The sequence below is a fragment of the Edaphobacter dinghuensis genome (assembly GCF_014640335.1).
Taxonomy (GTDB): domain Bacteria; phylum Acidobacteriota; class Terriglobia; order Terriglobales; family Acidobacteriaceae; genus Edaphobacter; species Edaphobacter dinghuensis.
The window spans coordinates 250170-267052 of the sequence record NZ_BMGT01000001.1; the positions used below are offsets into that span (position 1 = coordinate 250170).

Here is a 16883-nt window from a genome sequence, read left to right on the forward strand (position 1 = left end):
GATGATCAGAAGCAGGACTTGAGGTCACTCGGTCCTGACCCCTGTCCTAAGGAATCTGCTGATGTCTATCGAGCGCTACTCTCGCCGTCGCTTCAACTCTCTCCTCGCCTCGGCTGCTATCTGGCCGTTTGCCGCGAAAGCCTTCGCCGCGTCCACTCACGAGTTGCTCATTACTAAATCCGGCGCGGTCGCCGACGATTCCACCGTCAACACCAAGGCCATTCAGTCTGCCATCGATCAGCTTGCCTCCAGGGGCGGCGGTACAGTCGTTGTGCCTAAGGGCGTCTTTGTCTCCGGCGCTCTCTTTTTCAAACCGAAAGTTAACCTTCGCCTGACGGAAGGCGCTGTCCTCAAGTGTTCGACCGATCTCTCGAACTTCCCCGCGCAACGCACGCGCATCGAAGGCCACTTCCTGGAGCACTTCACCCCCGCCTTCATCAATGCGACCAACTGCGACGGATTCGAGCTCACCGGCGACGGAATTCTTGACGGCGCGGGTATGCCCATCTGGGAGGCGTTCTGGAAGGGACGAGCCGAGAACAAAAACTTTGCGAACACCGCACTGCCGCGCGCCCGTCTCGCGCTCATCGAAGGCTCGAAGAACGTCAGGATTGAAGGGATCACCTTCAAGGACTCCCAGTTCTGGAACTGCCATCTCTACAAGAACGACGGCGTTCTGGTGCGTAACGTTCACTTTCAGGTGCCGGACGATTACAGGCAGGCTCCCAGCACCGATGGCATCGACATCGACAGCTCCCGCAACGTCACCGTCGATGGCTGCGTCTTCTCCGTCACGGACGACTGCATCGCCTGCAAGGGTTCCAAGGGGCCGCGCGCCATGGAGGACAAGGACAGCCCGGCCGTCGAGCACATCCGCGTCCGCAACTGCACCTTCAAGCGCGGCGGCGGCGTTCTCACCTGCGGCAGCGAGGCCACCATCATCCGAGACGTTATTGCTGAGGACTGCAAGATCACGGGCAAGGTTCGCATCGCAACCCTGAAGCTGCGCCCCGATACGCCCCAGCACTACGAGGACATCACCTTCCGCAACATCACCAGCGAAGGCCCCGCAAGCGGCATCATTCAGATGGCGCCATGGTCGCAGTACTTCGATCTGCAAGGCATGGCGCCGCCCAAGTCCATCGTCAAGAACCTGAAGATCACCGGCATCAAGGGCACGTTTACCTCGTTTGGCACCATCAAGCCCAACCCCGGTCAGACGGAGATCAGCGATGTCCTGTTGAAAGATTTTGACGTCACCATTACCAAGAACGACAAGCTCAACACGTCCGGCGTTACCGACCTCAAACTGGAAGACGTCATCGTCAACGGGAAGCCTTACACCGTTTAGCGCAACCACAGGGAGCCGTGCCGTCTGCGGCACGGCTCCCTGATAGCGGTTGCAGCGCCTTTGGTCGTGCGAGCATCGTGGCCTCTATTTGTGCGGGTCACATGAGAGCAATGGAAATGCTCTACACTCGAAATTATGAGTCAGTCTCCGGTACGATATGCAATCCTTGGCTTTGGGCATCACGCCGTGCGGCGGCTGCTGCCTGCTTTCGCTCAGTGTAAAGACGCAACGCTGGTGGGTATGTGGCGGCGCGATCAGACGGCCGCGGCGAAGAACTGTGCGGCCTACAAGATTCCGCATTGCTTTGCGACACGCGAGGAGCTGTGCGCTTCGCCGGAGGTGGATGCGGTCTTCATCACGTCGCCGGATGCGATGCACAAGGACGATACGCTGCTGGCTCTGAAGCATGGTAAAGCGGTGCTGTGCGAGAAGCCGCTCTCGATGAACACTGCCGAGGCAGAAGAGATGGCCGAGGCGGCGAAGGCGGCGGGTCTGCTGTTTGGCGTAGGGCAGAACTTTCGTTTCAACCATAGCCTTGACTGGATGCGGGAGCAGGTTGCTGCAGGCAGCATCGGGCAGCCGCAACTGGCCCATGCGCAGTATTCGTATCCGGCGGCCACCGCACCGAGGAAGTGGATTACCGATCCGACGCTGGCTTGCGGCGGCCCGATTGCCGATGTCGGCGTTCACTGCATCGACGCGTTGCGCTATGTGCTGGGCGAGGATGTTGTAAGCGTGAGCACGTTGGCGCGCAAGGACGACACATCAGGCAAGGTGGAGGCGGTCGCCTCGCTGCAGATGGAGATGACCGGCGGAGTCTATGCGAATGTGACGGCGAGTGCGCGCGCGCCGTACCGCACGCTGGTCGAGATTAACGGCAGCGACGGTGTGTTGGTTGCAGAGAACGGCTTGACGGTAGACCGTCCCGTTCAACTGCAGCTACGACGAGGCGGAGAGCTGATTGAGACAGTGACGGTCGAAAACGGCGATGGGTACACGCGGATGCTGGACAGCTTTGCGCGGGCGCTTCGCGGCGGCGAGACGTTTGCCGCGTCGGGCGAGGACGGCGTAAAGAATATGCGCGCGCTCGATGCAGCTTATAAGAGCTGGCAGAGTCGATTGCGCGAGCAGGTTTAAGAAAGCGAGCCCTAGCGGATGGCAGTTGCCAGAGCGCTGGCTTCGCTGCCGCGATGTGAGGCCAGGTTGCGTGTAGGCGCGTCGGCAGGCGGCAGGTAGCGCTTGTAGACGCTGATGTGGAAGCAGGACTGCTGAAACTCCTCTTCGACGTCGATCTTGCCTTCCTGAATCAGCGGCATCAGATAGCCTCGCATCCACGCGACCTCGGTACGCGAAAGCCCGTGCTTGGCGATATCGATTGCCTGCCCGGTGAGATGAGGTGACGCGGTGTCACCTTCTGCGGGAGCGGCGTTGCCGTTGATGTGAATAAGATGCTGCTGGAACTCGACGGTGCGAACGGCAGAGTTGATCTGCAGCGGCGTGTGGAAGTGGGCGTAGTGTGCCCGCGCCATGTTGCTGAGGAAGATCGCGGTCCAGGGGCGGGTGTAACGGCGGTTCTCGGGCAGACGCTCATCGACATCGAGGGCATAGCTTGTAGGCAGCGGCACCAGCATCCGCTTGCTGCGCATGTCGATGAGGTCGGCGTCGTCCTGAATGCGCTCGAGGCCTTCGCGGTCGGCAACTTCGTTCTGGTGGAGCAGGATCTCGTGCGAGCCCTTGAGCGGCGGGGGAATGATGAGGCGTCCGCGCTTGTTGTAGAGCGCGGGAAGGATGGCAGGAGCAGCAGCCTCATCGGCGATGCTCTTGAGCTGGGGCTTCTCTGCGGTGGGACGGATCACGTTGACGACGGAGACGGGGCGAGCCGCGGAACGCGACCGGCGAGAGCGGCGGGAGTGAGAGACGGCGACCTCGGTGTGGTCGGTGCTCTCGGTGCGCGCAGCGTGCTCGGCAGTGTGTCGGGCTGGAGTTGAGGCAGCAGCCTCGTGAGCATCGGGCTTCACCGCGGCGGCCTTCAGAAAGTCGTCCGAGGTGGCCTTGCGCGGCGTGTTGTCGGTGGGTCGCGCTTCGGCGCTGACGGTCTTAGAGAGATGGCGGCGGTTGCGGGTTGCGTGAACCGGGGTGATCCGGGGCTCTGCCTTGTGGCGCCGCGCGGCGGTGCGCTCGGGCTTTGCCGCGGCCTTGCGATGGACGGCGGACGTGCGCGCGCGGTGATGCGCAGGCTTGGCAAGCAGCGTGGCAGGGATCAAAAATAGGACTGCAAGCGCCAGGAAGGCCGGAAGTGTAGCGTTCAACCGCATCATGTTGTGAGAGGCGCGGAACGCCAGAGCAATTCCTACCTTAGAGAGTCCTCAGAGATAGTGTAAGTAATCAGGTGGGTTCCGTATACTCATCAGTAAATAGGAGTGTGGATGCGGAAGTTGCTGGTGGGCTTTGGGGTAGCTGGAGTTGCCTTGCTGGGATGGACATTGCGAGTGGGGACGGTGCAGGCAGCGCAGGATCCGGCGGCGTCGCCGCAGTTCTATACGACCAGGGTACAGCCGATCTTCAAAGAGCATTGCTATCGCTGCCACGGCGGATTTAACCATCGCGGCGGTCTGAACCTCGCCACCAAAGCGGGGATGATGAAGGGCGGGCATGATGGCCCGGCGGTGATTCCAGGCGATCCGACGAAGAGTCTGCTGGTGCGGCTGATCCGGCACGAGGGACCGGCGAAGGATCCTATGCCGATGCCGCCGAAGCTGCCGAAGATCTCTGACGCGGATATCGCAACGGTGACGCAGTGGGTGAAGGCGGGTGCGATTATGCCCGATGATGCCAGACGCTGAGGCGCGGGATGACGTGGTAGAAGAGCGTCTAAGCGTTGATCAGTTTTTGCGGAAGAGACTTGAGGTGGCGCTGGTACTCGGCCAGCGAGCGTTCGCAGTGGCGCGTGATGGTTTGAGTGAGACGCGATGAGTCGCCGAGCCTGCGGTGGGCGATGTCGGAGAGGGTGAGCCAGTCGTGCCAGGTGCCTCCGGATTGCTGGAGCGATTCAAAGGTGCGGGCGAGGCTGCGCGTGGAGGTTGCGGTCGCCGATTCTGAGATATAGCGCGCAAGTTTGGCGGCTTTGCGAGTGCTGTGGAGCTGGCGATGGTTCTGCTCTGCCGCTGCGGCGGGAGCGTTGCGAGCGTACCAGTCGCGGGCCAGCGCGGCTAGTTCTTCAGTGGCGAGATTGAGAGATTCGACAGGAGCAAGAGTCTCGAGGATGTTCTCGAGGGCGCGGATGAGTTTGGCCTGGTGCTTGTCGATGGCGGCGATGAGCCGATGCGCGGCCCGCTCGCGCTGGTGCTTGAAGAAGCTTTGGAGCTGCTCAGCCTCATCGGACCTGGATGGAATGAGATCGCGCAGCACGTCGAGATCGCGGACACGTCCGGCGGCTCGTCGCAGCTTACGCAGCCGCTTGCGCGCCTTCACGGCAGGTTGGTCATGCTTGGGAAGATCGGGCAGCAGCGTCAGTAGCTCGAGCTGGGCTTCGATGCGGCGGGTGCCGGTGCGGAGATGGTGGACGGGGCGCGGTTTGGGATCGGCAACCGTTAGGGTGATGGCAGCCTCGAGCGAGGTGACCAGCTCGCGCAGGGTCCGAACGGGATGGGCTTCGGCTGCCATGTGGATTTGGATGCTTGCAGGATGATACGGGAATCGGCATCCAAGAAGTGTGCGGGCGGATGTGTAGACAGGGCGACCGACATTGAAGTCTGACTGATATAGCCTTGTGCCGCTTCGACGGGCAGATACAGGAGAAAGAAATGGCGGCGATTGTTGAGCAGGAGCCGAAGCGTTCGGTGAGACAGAAGCTCATTGGATTCTTCAGTATTCTTGGCCCCGGCATTATTACCGGCGCGGCCGATGACGATCCGTCGGGCATTGCCACCTATTCGCAGACGGGCGCACAGTTCGGCTTCGGCCAGCTATGGACGGCGCTCTATCAGATACCGTTGCTGCTGGCCGTGCAGGAGACGTGCGCGCGCATCGGCGCGGTGACCGGCAAAGGGCTCGCCGGTGTGATCAAGGACCACTATTCACGAAAGATCCTGATCGGCGTTGTGGTGCTGGTGGCTGTGGCCAACACCATCAACATTGGAGCCGATATCGGCGCAGTGGCAGCGGCGGCGCAACTGGTAGTGAACGTGCCGTTCTGGCTGCTGGCCATTGCAACCACTGCTCTGCTGGTAGTGTCGGAGGTAGTCATTACCTACAAGACCTATGCGAATGTGCTGAAGTGGCTGGCGTTGGCGCTGTTCTCGTATCCGGCGACGGCATTTATCGTGAAGCAGCCGTGGAGGGAGATTCTGTATGCCACGGTGGTGCCGCACATCGAGCTGACGTTTGCCTTCTTCTTCATCATCACCGGCGTCTTTGGGACATCCATCTCGCCGTACATGTTCTTCTGGCAGGCCTCGGAGGAGGTGGAGGAAGAACGTGCTGTGGGAATGAGGTCGGGTCGGGATGGCAAACCGCGGCTGCCGCGAAGATTCATTCGCGACATGCGAATCGATACGCTGATCGGCATGGCAGCGGCGGAGCTGGCGCAGTGGTTCATCATCATTACAACGGCGACGGTGCTCTTCAAGCATGGGACTACGACGATCAACACCGCGGCCGATGCGGCTAAGGCGTTGGAGCCGCTGGTGCAGTCGTTTCCCAACGCCGGACAGGTGGCCAAAGACCTGTTCGCCGTCGGCGTGATCGGGCTGGGACTGCTGGGGATTCCTGTACTTGCGGGTTCGGCTGCGTATGCGTTGGCCGAGGCCTTTGGGTGGAAGGAGGGGCTGTCGAAGAAGTTCAAAAAGGCGCGCGGGTTTTATGGAGTCATCATCCTGTCGATGCTGATCGGGCTGCTGCTGAACTTCGTCGGCATCGATCCGATCAAAGCGTTGGTCTTTACTGCGGTCTTCAACGGAATCGCCGCAGTGCCTTTGCTGTTTCTGATTGCGAAGATTAACGGCAGCGCGGAGATTCTGGGAGAGGAGCGCGGCGGCGGGCTGTCGCGCAGCTTTGTGTGGATTACCTTCGCGGTGATGGGGCTGTCCGCTGTGGCGCTGCTGTATACGCTGGTGGCCCACCATACGGCGCACTGAGCCGTAACGCCAAACCTGTACAATTGCCGCGCGGCCGGGAGGCCTGGCTGCGAACGTCAATCTCAGAGGTAAGGAGACACGATGGCGGGTAAGTTTGTGCTCAAGACAGCGAAGGATGGAGAGTTCTACTTTGTGCTGGAGGCTGGAAACGGCCAGGTGATTTTAACCAGCGAGATGTACGTCGCCAAGGCTTCGGCTGAGAACGGGATTGCGTCGGTGCGAAAGAACGCCGGTAACGATGCGAACTATGAACGGAAAGAGCAGCATGGCGGCCAAGCGATGTTCAACCTGAAGGCAGCGAACCATCAGGTGATCGGGACCAGCCAGGGTTATTCGTCGCATGCGGCGCGGGAAGAAGGCATCGCGTCGGTGAAGGCGAATGCCGAGAAGGCTGCGCTGGAAGACCTGACAGTATAAAAACGGTCAAGGAAATTAAACAAAGATGGCCCCTGCAATTTGCGGGGCCATCTTTGTTTGCGTATTTACTTCGCAGCGGCGGGTTGACCGACCTTGCGAACGGCGTCGTCGACGATGGCGTAGAGAAGCTGATCGTGATCGGCCTTGGCCTTGGTCTTGATCTCTTCGCCGACCTGCTGACCTGCGGACTCGCTCTGCGGCAGGGTGAGGTTGCGGTTCTGCGCGGAGATAGCGGCAAGCTGCTGGACGATATCGAAGAAGGTGTCTTCGCTCTTGTTAGAGAGCTGCCAGCACTGCGAGACGGTGCAGGTGAGGATCTGCTGATCCGTCCAGGGATGAGACTCCGATGCGCCGCCCGCGTCGGGATTGATGGTGACCGGCGACTGGCCGGGAGCGGCGCTTGGCGTGGTTGTCGAGGTTGGCGAAGTTGTCGAGGTCTCCGTCGTCGGGGTCGGTGTCTTGGGATTGCAGCCGACGGTGAGAAAAAGAGCGGCGGCAAGGATGAGGCAGGCGGGGAGCGGCTTCGAGATCATCGTCTTCATTGTGTTCGCGGTCATCTTGTTCACAGTCTTCATGGGTCGAGTTCCCTTTCTTGCTGAAGGTGGAGGCTAGCGGCGATGGTAGTGGTCGTAGCGGTTGTCGCGCTTGCTCTGTGCTGCCTGGCCGACGACTGCGCCGATACCTGCGCCAGCCGCGCCGCCGATGATGGTTCCTTTGAGGCCGCCGCCGAAGAGCGCGCCGAGAACGGCTCCTCCGCCGGCACCGATCAGTGCGCCTTTGCCGGGCCCGATGCCGCCCTGATCGCGGTGATGGTCGTCGTAGTGGCGGTTGTTGTCGTAGTAGTTGCCGCCGTGACCACCGTGGCGCACTCCGTTATAGAAGTTGGAATTCTGATTTCGATACTGGGCGCTGGCGCTCATGGGAAGAAGACTTGTGGCCAGCATGAGAGGGGCGATGAGTATAGCTTTTCGTATCTTCATCATGCGGGGTTAGATGCGGGTTTGGTCGGCTGCGTCCGGATTTTTTCGCGGGCCGTCCAGGGTACCCCTCCCCTGGGGTACTTTAGTCTCAAAGTCTTCATTCTTTTTGACTTAGGTCTGGATACGTCTTGTAAAGTATTGATTTTATTAGGCTCGTAATGCAACCTTTGGGCAAAGTCTTGATTCCAAAGGAGAAGGCATCGGATTGGTGCCGGGGCTTGGGATTTGGGCCTGCGTTAATTGTAGCGAATGGAGGGAAACGGAACTGCAATCGCTATGTCATTGATGAGATGTGAGATGAGCGCAGTTGGGGCTTGACAAGGTTTGTTCATCCGATGGAAGTCGGCTGCAAATTTCCTTGTTTCGGTACTGAGGTTAGGGTACGGTTGAGCGTTTCTGATTTGGACCTTGGGGAGGTTGTTATGAGGCCGATGCTTGCTGGTTCGCTGGTTTTAATCCTTGCGTTTGTTCAGGTTGGTTCGAGTCAGGAGACTTCTTCGGCGGCGGCTACGACGACGGCGGCTCCTGCTGCGGCGGTTGCACAGGCCCCGGAGAAGTACACGCTGGCGGAGGGGACCGATGTCGAGCTACAGTTCGCGCAGGATTTGAGTTCGTCGACTTCGTTCGAGGGCGATCCGGTGGCGCTGACGCTGGTGAAGGACCTAAAGGTTGGGGATGTTGTGGTGGCGAAGGCGGGCAGCAGCGCATACGGCGTGGTGACCAAGGCGCATAAGTCGGGGATGATGGGCAAGTCGGGCCAGTTGGATATCCGGCTCGACTACTTGAAGGCGGGCGACAACAAGATCAAGCTGCGCGAGACCAAGGGCAAAGAGAGTGGGGGCGGAATCAAAGGGGCGCTGTCTTCTCCGTTTGGCCGGGTCAAGCATGGCAAGAATGTAGAGATCAACGTGGGTGATCCGCTGCATGCGTATGTGGCGCAGGATATTTTGCTGCCGCCGGTTTCGTAGCGAGTACCTACTTCTTGGTAAATCGAGAGCCACTTCTTATCTGGTTGCTTGCCTAGACATTTTTGTATATACATATTTGTATAGGCGGTGCAAGTGCGCTTTGAATGGGATGAAGCAAAGAGCAAGAGCAACCTGCGGAAGCATCGGATCAGCTTTGAGACGGCGATGCTTGCATTCAAGGATCCAAACTCTTTGACGGAGCAAGATCGGGAGATTGGTGGCGAAGTACGATGGCGAACGATTGGGATGGTAGGTGGCCAGCTGATCCTGTTCGTCGCGCATACGGTAGTGGAGCGGGAAGAAGAGATTGTGCGAATTATTTCCGCGCGAAAAGCGAGCCCAACCGAGAGGAGGGAATATGAAGAAGAGCCGTATCGTTAGTTACACCCTAGAGCCGGAAACGCCTCTGACAGCGAAGCAGAAGAAGGAGATCAAGGCGCTGAGCCAGATGAAGGACAGCGAGATTGATTTGTCTGATATTCCAGAGATGCCTGCGGACGCGTGGAAGAATGCGGTGCGAGGAAGGTTCTATCGCCCGGTGAAGAAGGCGGTGAGCCTGCGGTTGGATGCGGATGTGATTGCGTGGCTAAAGAAAGATGGGGAAGGGTATCAGACGCGGGCGAACCGGATTTTGCGGGAGCGGATGCTGGGGGATAAGGCCAGTTAGTGTTGCACTTAGTGTACGAATCTCCGCCAAAGGTGTGGGATTATGTATAGCGCGAGCAAGTGGAAGAGGGCGCGAGTTTCAACTCGCGCCCTCTTCTTTTACTTGGGAATCGCTGCGGCACGGCTGAAGCCGTGCCCTTAAGCAATCCAAACGCAGATTCCCTTTCAGGGGATGACAACAAGAACAGCAACGGTGGCTACTGCAACAGTGTTCCCTCTTCGAGTTGGATCTTGGCTTCTTCGGGGGGGATGACTACGGCGGCGGCTACTTTGTCGTCGCTGTCGAGGTCGAGGAGCTTGACGCCTGAGGTGCTGCGGCCGGCGGAGCGGACGCTCTTGGTGTCGATGCGGATGATCTTGCCGAACTGGCTGATGACCATCAGCTCGCTGGTGTCGTCGACCAGCAGAATGTTGGAGACCTTGCCGATCTTGGGGGTCGCCTTCATGTTGATGACGCCCTTGCCGCCGCGGGTTTGCAGGCGGTACTCGTCGACGTCGGTGCGCTTGCCGAAGCCGTTTTCGGAGACGGACAGGATGAGGCAGGGGGTGATGTCCTTACCTTCGGCCTGGAGTTCCTTCTGGCGGGCCTTGCGCGAGTCGTCGTTGGGAGTGACGGCGGCGCCGACCACGTAGTCGCCGCTGCGCAGGTCGATGCCCTTGTTGCCGGTGGCGGGGCGGCCCATGGAGCGGAGGTCGGTCTCGTTGAAGCGGATGGCCATGCCGTCGTGGGTGGCGAGGAAGATGATCTGCTGGCCGTCGGTGATGCGGGCGACGATCAGCTCGTCTTCCTTCTCGATGTTGATGGCGATGATGCCGCGCGCCATGACGTTAGAGAAGTCCTTGAGCGCGGTCTTTTTGACGGTGCCGTTGCGCGTGGCGAAGAGGATGTACTTGCCCTCTTCGTTGAGGTCGCGGACGGGCAGGATGGTGACGACCTTTTCGCCCGGCTGGAGCGCGATGAGCGAGGCCATGGCCTTGCCCTTGCCTGCGGCGCCGACGTCGGGGATCTCGTAAACCTTGAGCCAGTAGACGCGACCGGTGTTGGTGAAGCAGAGCAGGTAGGCGTGGGTCGAGTCGATGATGAGCTGGGCGACGAAGTCCTCTTCGCGGGTCTTCATGCCGAGACGACCGGTACCACCGCGACGCTGCTGGCGGTAGGTCGAGATGGGCGTGCGCTTGAGGTAGCCGGTGTTGGAGACGGTGACGGCGACCTGCTCGTCGGTGATGAGGTCTTCGAGCTGAAGCTCGGTGGTCTCGTCGACGATCTGGGTACGGCGGGGATCACCGAACTTGTCGCGTACCTCTTCGAGTTCCTTGACGATGACCTTGCGGAGCTTCTTCTCGCTGGCGAGGATGGATTCGAACTCGGCGATGTTGTCGCGGACTTCGGAGAGTTCTTTGAGCAGCTCGTCGATGGAGAGCTGGGTGAGGCGATAGAGTTGCAGCTCGAGGATGGCGTCGACCTGGCGGTAGCTGAGGACCAGCGTGCCGGTGTTGGAGAAGGTCATGTCGACGTTGTACTTCTTGGGGTCGAGCGTGACGCCTGCGAGCTCGGTGCCGCGCAGGTTGATGCGCTTGTTCGAGAAGTAGCTAAAGAGGTTTTCGCGAGCGTCGGCGCGGCTGGACGACTGGCGAATGATCTTGATGACGTTGTCGAGGTGGTCGAGCGCGATCTGGTAGCCGAGCAGGATGTGCTCGCGGTCGCGGGCCTTTCCGAGCAGGAATGCGGTGCGGCGGCGAACGACTTCGACGCGGTGATCGAGGAAGGCACGGATGGCCTGATCGAGCGGAAGGATCTTCGGCTGGCCGTTGTGGACGGCGAGAAAGATCATGGAGAAGCTCTCCTGCATCTGGGTGTGCTTGTAGAGCTGGTTGAGGACGATCTGCGACTCGGCTCCGCGCTTGAGGCCGATGTGAATGCGCATGCCGTCGCGGTCGCTCTCGTCGCGGAACTCGTCGCGGGCGATGTCGGTGATGATGCCCTCGTTGACCAGCTCGGCGATGCGCTCGATGAGCTTCGACTTGTTGACCTGGTAGGGGATCTCGGTGACGATGATCGCCTGACGGCCGCCGGAGATGTTCTCGATGCTGCACTTGGCGCGCATGATGAAGCGGCCACGTCCGGTCTTATAGGTATTGGCGATGCCGCTGCGTCCGTAGAGGTAGCCGCCGGTTGGGAAGTCGGGGCCTTTGACGTGCTCGAGCACAGCATCGATGCCGGCGTGAGGATCGTTGAGCAGGGTGATGCAGGCGTTGACGACTTCGGTGAGGTTGTGCGGCGGGATGTTGGTCGCCATGCCGACGGCGATTCCGCCCGATCCATTAACGATGAGGTTGGGGATGCGCGCGGGGAGGACGGTCGGCTCAAGCGTGGACTCGTCGTAGTTGGGCGAGAAGTCTACGGTGTCGGAGTCGATGTCGGCGAGCATCTCACCGGCGATGCGGGTCATGCGCGACTCGGTGTAACGCATGGCGGCGGGTGGGTCGCCGTCGACGGAACCGAAGTTGCCCTGGCCGTCTACGAGTGTGTAGCGGAGTGAGAAGGGCTGGGCGAGGCGCACCATGGTGTCGTAGATCGCGGAGTCGCCGTGGGGGTGATAGTTACCCATGACGTGGCCGACGACCTTGGCCGACTTGGTGTACTTCTTGTTGAACTGGAGGCCCATCTCGGCCATGCCATAGAGGATGCGACGATGGACGGGCTTGAGGCCGTCGCGGACATCGGGCAGAGCGCGGCCGATGATGACCGACATCGAGTAGTCGAGATACGAACGGCGCATCTCGTCTTCGATATTGATGGACAGCATGTAGGCCGCACCGCGACCCTGGACAGTGTTCAGCGGACCGTCGGGGGGGGAGTTTGGGGAGTCGGAGTTAGGACCTAGCGGGAGCTGGGGATTCTGATCATCTGCCATGAGTTTATGTATCCATTATAGAGCGTTTAGCGGGCGAATTCTCGCGTGTTTGCCTCGCGACTCCGGAAGGATGCCCCCTGAAGCAGAAACTATGCCGGGAGAGCCTCGGACAGGCGTTCTGGAAGGCAATGGAGGGCGTCATTTTGGCGAAGGAAATTGAAGTGACATCACAATCAGAAACTTTTATAAGGCAACTATTGTCGGTTTTATACCCCCAAATCACACTATTTCCCGGGTTAGATAAATATATGGTTAATAATATTCAGGATTGAATGACCACTCAAAAATGAGTGGGTATTCAATCGCACTGCGAGATGATCGCCTGAATGGCTGTTCAATAAGTTGTTTGATTACTTGAGTCAGGCCGATAAACGATCAGCTTTTTCAGGCTGGCATAAGAAATGCACTTCATATGGTCACGAAATTGGTTCACTGAGCTTGAGCACTGTCTGCTGAAAGACAGGAATCGGCCAAGCGGATTCGATGACGATTAGGGGGAGTTGACCATATGAAAAAAGTTCTTGGGTTGGTTGCGATATTATTCACAACCTTGGTAATGAGTTACGGTCAGGCTATTTCGGTAAACGGCGGATCGATCCAGGGAACGATTACGGATCAAACCGGAGCCGTGGTACCGGGAGCCAATGTCACGATTACGGGCATCGATACCGGATCGGTCAAGGTTTTGACGACGGACTCTGCGGGGTTCTATAGCCTTGGGCCACTGAATCCTGGCAGATATAACGTCACGATTACGATGAACGGCTTTCAGAAGCTTTCTGTAGCGACAAGAATACAGACGGGCACAGCGACAAGCGGCAACTTCAAGCTGACGGTGGGTGAGTCGAGCCAGACCATTGAGGTGAATGCGGGCGCTGTCCAGATCAATACCGAACAGGCTGGAGTCTCCGGCGTCATTACGACAGCACAGCTGGAGACACTGCCGGTAAATGGACGCAACATTCTGGATTATGCGCAGCTCCAGCCTGGTGTTCAGTTGCAACCGGGCGGAAGCGGCGACGGAGGATTTGACCCGACGAAGGCAGGATATTCGGCACTCTCGTTCAGCGGCGTTTCGGGCCGCACGACACGCATCCTTCTGGACGGACAGGATGTCACTGACGAAACAGTTGGAACGACGATCTTCAATATCTCAGCAGGCTCGATTGGGGAGCTGCAAGTAAACCGCGCAACAGCCGACCCTTCGACGGACATTACGTCTTCCGGTTCTGTGCTGATGTCGACACGCTCCGGCACGAACGGCTACCATGGACAGCTTTTTTATGATTTCCAGGACCAGCGGGTGGGTGCAGCATCGTTTCAGGGAGTAGACGGTCCCTTCCAGCGCAATCAGTTTGGCGGCAACTTTGGCGGACCGATTCTCAAAGACAAGCTCTTCTTCTTTGCCAGCGCGGAGAGATTGAAGCAGGACCAGTCGGCGGTGGTTAATCTTCCCTCAATCTTCTCCGGCGTTCAAAGCGCGTTTCCAAGCGTTGGGAGCCCTGCTCGGGACACCTATTCGGCTGGCCGCGTGGACTATAACGGCCCCTGGGGCACCCACATGTTCGCTCGCATTAACTACGAGGCGAACTTTTTCGATACAGGTCAGGAGTACTCGACCTATGCTAACCGGGACAATGCACCGGGCATCGCGGGTGGCGTGGACTACGCTCGTGGACGGTTCACCCATAGCTTCCGAGGAAGCTATGAGAAGTTCCACAACCTGATTGTGGATACAACGGAAGGAAATACCTCTCTCTACAACCCCATCCCGGGATTGGGCCTTAGCTACGGCTCTAACTTTAACAGTGGTCCGAATGCTAATGCGCCACAGCAAACCTACCAGGTAGACAAGCAGATCCGGTATGACGGGAGCTGGACCAAGGGTGCGCACAATATTCGTTATGGCGCGAGCCTGAACCGTATTACCGGTGGTGGACTGGCAGCCTTCTTTGGCTATGGCCCCATTGCTACTCTGACCAGCAGCACGGCTCTGGCCAATTGCGGAGGCGTTGCCGGTGCTGCAGCCTGCCCGAACGATCCAGTCAATGGTTATTCGGCGGCAGTGATTCAAATTTCAAACGATCAGGGATACGCCTCAGAGAAGCCGGGTTTCGGCCTTCCCGGCGGTTTCCAGGAAGACTGGCGCACCGGATTTTATCTTGTAGATTCCTGGAAGATCCGGCCCACGTTTACATTGACCATCGGAGCACGTTATGACCGGGACACTGGCCGCACGAACTCCGATCTGGCTGCTGTTCCCTGCTCCGAGATCGTAACGGCAAACTTTACGACTGCTCCTCCGTGCACGGGAAGCACGCCGTTGTTCGATCAGTGGGGTGTTGGGCTTGGCGCGCGCGTCAGCCAGCCGAACCGGAACGTCGGACCGCAGCTTGGCTTTACCTATAATCCTGCTGCCTCGCCGAAGACAGTGCTTCGCGGTGGCATCGGGCTCTACTTTGAGAGCAACGTCTTCAACAATGTGCAGTTCGATCGGTCGTCGAGATTGCCGGTTGGAAAGTTTGCAGCATATCCAACGATCTGCGAAAACGGAACTTACAGTTATCCGATCCCGGGTAAAGGAAACGTCACCCAGACGAGTACCGGCATTCCCATCTCGACGATCTGCACGGAATCAATCGCCCAGGCCGCGCCTGCGATCTTGCAGCTACAGGCCGATGCGCGCGCCGGCGGAGCGCAGAACATTCCCAATACCTCGTTTATGGGCTATGCACTGAACACTCCGACTGGCACGATTGCATACGCACCCAAGTACCAGTCTCCTTATTCCATCAACATCAACTTTGGCATTCAGCGTGAGCTTGCGCCGGGAGTTGTTCTTTCGGCCGATTATGTTCACTCCGCAACTCTTCGAATCCAGCAGACGATCGATGCGAACCACGTAGGCGATTCGAGATACTTTGACGTGGGTCTTGCAAAGACAGCTATCGCGAATACCCTTGCCCAATGCGGAGCAAGCTCCATTGACGTAGCACTGAGCCCAGGAGGCTGCCCGACCGGTTCCGGAGCAAATGGCAATGCAACCATGGTCGATTTCGCCAAAAACGGACTCGATTCTGGCCTGGCAGTCAATGGAGGCGCGCCGAACTCGATCCTTGGCAGCGGTGCAGCAGCCGCATTTGATGGAATCAACCCGGCAGTTGGAGTCGGCATTTTCTCGTACCCGATGGGTAAGGCGGCCTATGACGGGCTCCAGCTAAATCTCACCGAACAGAAGGCCCATCCCTTCCGCGGAGTGGCACAGACCAATCTTGAAGTTTCGTACGCTTACTCCCGGATGATTACGACAACGGCTTATAACAACGTCGGCACTTCCGATCCGTTCTTCTCGGCACCGTCTTATAACAACCGGAACCCGACGCAGAACATGGGCTATGGCGGCCTTGATCGCACCCACATCTTCTCGCTGGGTGGAGCGATTCAACCGAAGTATGGCCCTCGGATCGGCCTGATTGCGCACTTTGATTCCGCGGTGCCAACAAACCTTACTCTCGATGAGCAAGGTTCTGCCCCGGGTGAGATCTTCCGCAGCGACGTCGATGGTGACGGACAGATCGGAGATCTTGTTCCGGGAACAGATCCTGGAGCATATATGAGGAAGGTCAAGCCGGGAACTCTGAACAACCTGATCGCTAACTACAACACCACCCATGCAGGAACGCTGACACCGGCGGGACAGGCTGTGGTTGCGGCAGGCCTGTTTACTCCTGCTGAAATGGCCGCGGCAGGCGCTGTTGAGCCGACGTTGGCCCCTGGTCCAAGCAGGGCTTTTGCAAACTCCATGCTGAAGACCTTCGATGCCAACTTCTCCTACCCCATTCGCTGGAAGAAGCTGCCGGAACAATGGAGCCTTGAGCCATCGGTGTCGATCTACAACATATTCAACTTTGCAAATTACGATACGCTCGCGGTTGGCGGTGCCAATATTTCGGGAGGAACGATTCTGACGCCTGCTGACTTAGCTGCCAGCGGTGGCGCCGGAAACGTCAATGGGCCATCCGATTATGAGGCATACAACTCGCTGCGTATTTCACGCAAGACTGGAACGTTCGACCAGGGCGCACCACGCGCCACGGAGTTCCAGTTGAAGTTGAACTTCTAACCCGCTCTGGAGACAGGGCAATGGAGAGGCGGAGAGCTTCGGCTCTTCGCCTTTTTTCTTTTAAAACGCGCTTTCTCGAGGAGATGTGGCCGATTTTCGAACACGGACAAAATTAGTCTTATATTTTCATTGAACTAGGACTTATATTGTCGTATATTCGATTTATCGAGTTTGCAAGACGCTTTTGCTTTTGAAAGAGAAGCAGGGATCGAGTAGAAGGTCCAGATCCCCGTGGGTTTATCTCTTGGCGGAGACCACAGGGACCTGGAGGCTGCAAGCCGTTTGGACGGCTGCAGGTTGTCTGGATTATAGGGTCGGCTCTCGGCCC

The 16883-nt window shown here is 58.6% G+C and carries 14 protein-coding genes; 9 read left to right on the forward strand and 5 right to left on the reverse strand.

The window, feature by feature from the left end; translation table 11 throughout:
• The first annotated feature begins 61 nt into the window (after positions 1 to 61).
• Both IEW09_RS00935 and IEW09_RS00940 read left to right on the forward strand, forming a co-directional pair.
• Positions 62 to 1351, forward strand: coding sequence for a glycoside hydrolase family 28 protein (locus IEW09_RS00935; protein ID WP_188552294.1), 1290 nt, complete (start codon positions 62 to 64; stop codon positions 1349 to 1351).
• Positions 1352 to 1486: 135 nt separating this feature from the next.
• Positions 1487 to 2488 carry a Gfo/Idh/MocA family protein gene (locus IEW09_RS00940; protein WP_188552295.1) on the forward strand — a complete coding sequence of 334 codons (1002 nt, stop codon included), beginning with the start codon at positions 1487 to 1489 and terminating at the stop codon, positions 2486 to 2488.
• A gap of 11 nt (positions 2489 to 2499) precedes the next feature.
• Here IEW09_RS00940 and IEW09_RS00945 read toward each other — a convergent pair whose 3' ends face one another.
• A complete protein-coding gene (locus IEW09_RS00945; RefSeq protein WP_188552296.1) occupies positions 2500 to 3669 on the reverse strand; it encodes a DUF5715 family protein in 1170 nt (389 codons plus the stop codon).
• 108 nt (positions 3670 to 3777) lie between these two features.
• On the opposite strand from IEW09_RS00945, the gene IEW09_RS00950 reads away from it, so the two are divergent.
• Positions 3778 to 4194 (forward strand): c-type cytochrome domain-containing protein, encoded by a 417-nt coding sequence (locus IEW09_RS00950; RefSeq protein WP_188552297.1) that lies wholly within the window; start codon positions 3778 to 3780, stop codon positions 4192 to 4194.
• Between the two features lie 28 nt (positions 4195 to 4222).
• Here the strand turns inward: IEW09_RS00950 and IEW09_RS00955 are convergent, their stop codons facing one another.
• A complete protein-coding gene (locus IEW09_RS00955; RefSeq protein WP_188552298.1) occupies positions 4223 to 5014 on the reverse strand; it encodes a CHAD domain-containing protein in 792 nt (263 codons plus the stop codon).
• Between the two features lie 140 nt (positions 5015 to 5154).
• Here IEW09_RS00955 and IEW09_RS00960 point away from each other — a divergent pair, with 140 nt between their 5' ends.
• A complete protein-coding gene (locus tag IEW09_RS00960) occupies positions 5155 to 6486 on the forward strand; it encodes an NRAMP family divalent metal transporter (protein ID WP_188552299.1) in 1332 nt (443 codons plus the stop codon).
• Positions 6487 to 6567: 81 nt separating this feature from the next.
• Positions 6568 to 6903: a YegP family protein gene (locus tag IEW09_RS00965; protein WP_188552300.1), complete on the forward strand. Its 336-nt coding sequence runs from the start codon at positions 6568 to 6570 to the stop codon at positions 6901 to 6903.
• Positions 6904 to 6968: 65 nt separating this feature from the next.
• Here the strand turns inward: IEW09_RS00965 and IEW09_RS00970 are convergent, their stop codons facing one another.
• The gene (locus IEW09_RS00970; protein ID WP_188552301.1) at positions 6969 to 7478 is read right to left on the reverse strand and encodes a hypothetical protein; all 510 of its coding nucleotides are present in this window, start codon (positions 7476 to 7478) and stop codon (positions 6969 to 6971) included.
• 33 nt (positions 7479 to 7511) lie between these two features.
• A complete protein-coding gene (locus IEW09_RS00975) occupies positions 7512 to 7847 on the reverse strand; it encodes a glycine zipper 2TM domain-containing protein (protein WP_188552302.1) in 336 nt (111 codons plus the stop codon).
• 458 nt (positions 7848 to 8305) lie between these two features.
• Between IEW09_RS00975 and IEW09_RS00980 the strand changes: the two genes are divergently transcribed.
• The 3 genes from IEW09_RS00980 (at position 8306) to IEW09_RS00990 (ending at position 9518) form a co-directional block, all read left to right on the forward strand.
• Positions 8306 to 8851: a hypothetical protein gene (locus IEW09_RS00980; RefSeq protein WP_229738991.1), complete on the forward strand. Its 546-nt coding sequence runs from the start codon at positions 8306 to 8308 to the stop codon at positions 8849 to 8851.
• Positions 8852 to 8938: 87 nt separating this feature from the next.
• Positions 8939 to 9232 carry a BrnT family toxin gene (locus IEW09_RS00985; protein WP_188552303.1) on the forward strand — a complete coding sequence of 98 codons (294 nt, stop codon included), beginning with the start codon at positions 8939 to 8941 and terminating at the stop codon, positions 9230 to 9232.
• Positions 9210 to 9518, forward strand: a complete 309-nt coding sequence (locus IEW09_RS00990) for a BrnA antitoxin family protein (protein WP_188552304.1) — start codon at positions 9210 to 9212, stop codon at positions 9516 to 9518. The genes IEW09_RS00985 and IEW09_RS00990 overlap by 23 nt, the downstream gene beginning before the upstream one ends.
• A gap of 196 nt (positions 9519 to 9714) precedes the next feature.
• Here IEW09_RS00990 and gyrA read toward each other — a convergent pair whose 3' ends face one another.
• Complete coding sequence (gene gyrA / locus IEW09_RS00995; protein WP_188552305.1) at positions 9715 to 12432, reverse strand: DNA gyrase subunit A; 2718 nt, start codon at positions 12430 to 12432, stop codon at positions 9715 to 9717.
• 508 nt (positions 12433 to 12940) lie between these two features.
• On the opposite strand from gyrA, the gene IEW09_RS01000 reads away from it, so the two are divergent.
• Complete coding sequence (locus IEW09_RS01000; RefSeq protein ID WP_188552306.1) at positions 12941 to 16555, forward strand: TonB-dependent receptor; 3615 nt, start codon at positions 12941 to 12943, stop codon at positions 16553 to 16555.
• Positions 16556 to 16883 lie beyond the last annotated feature (328 nt).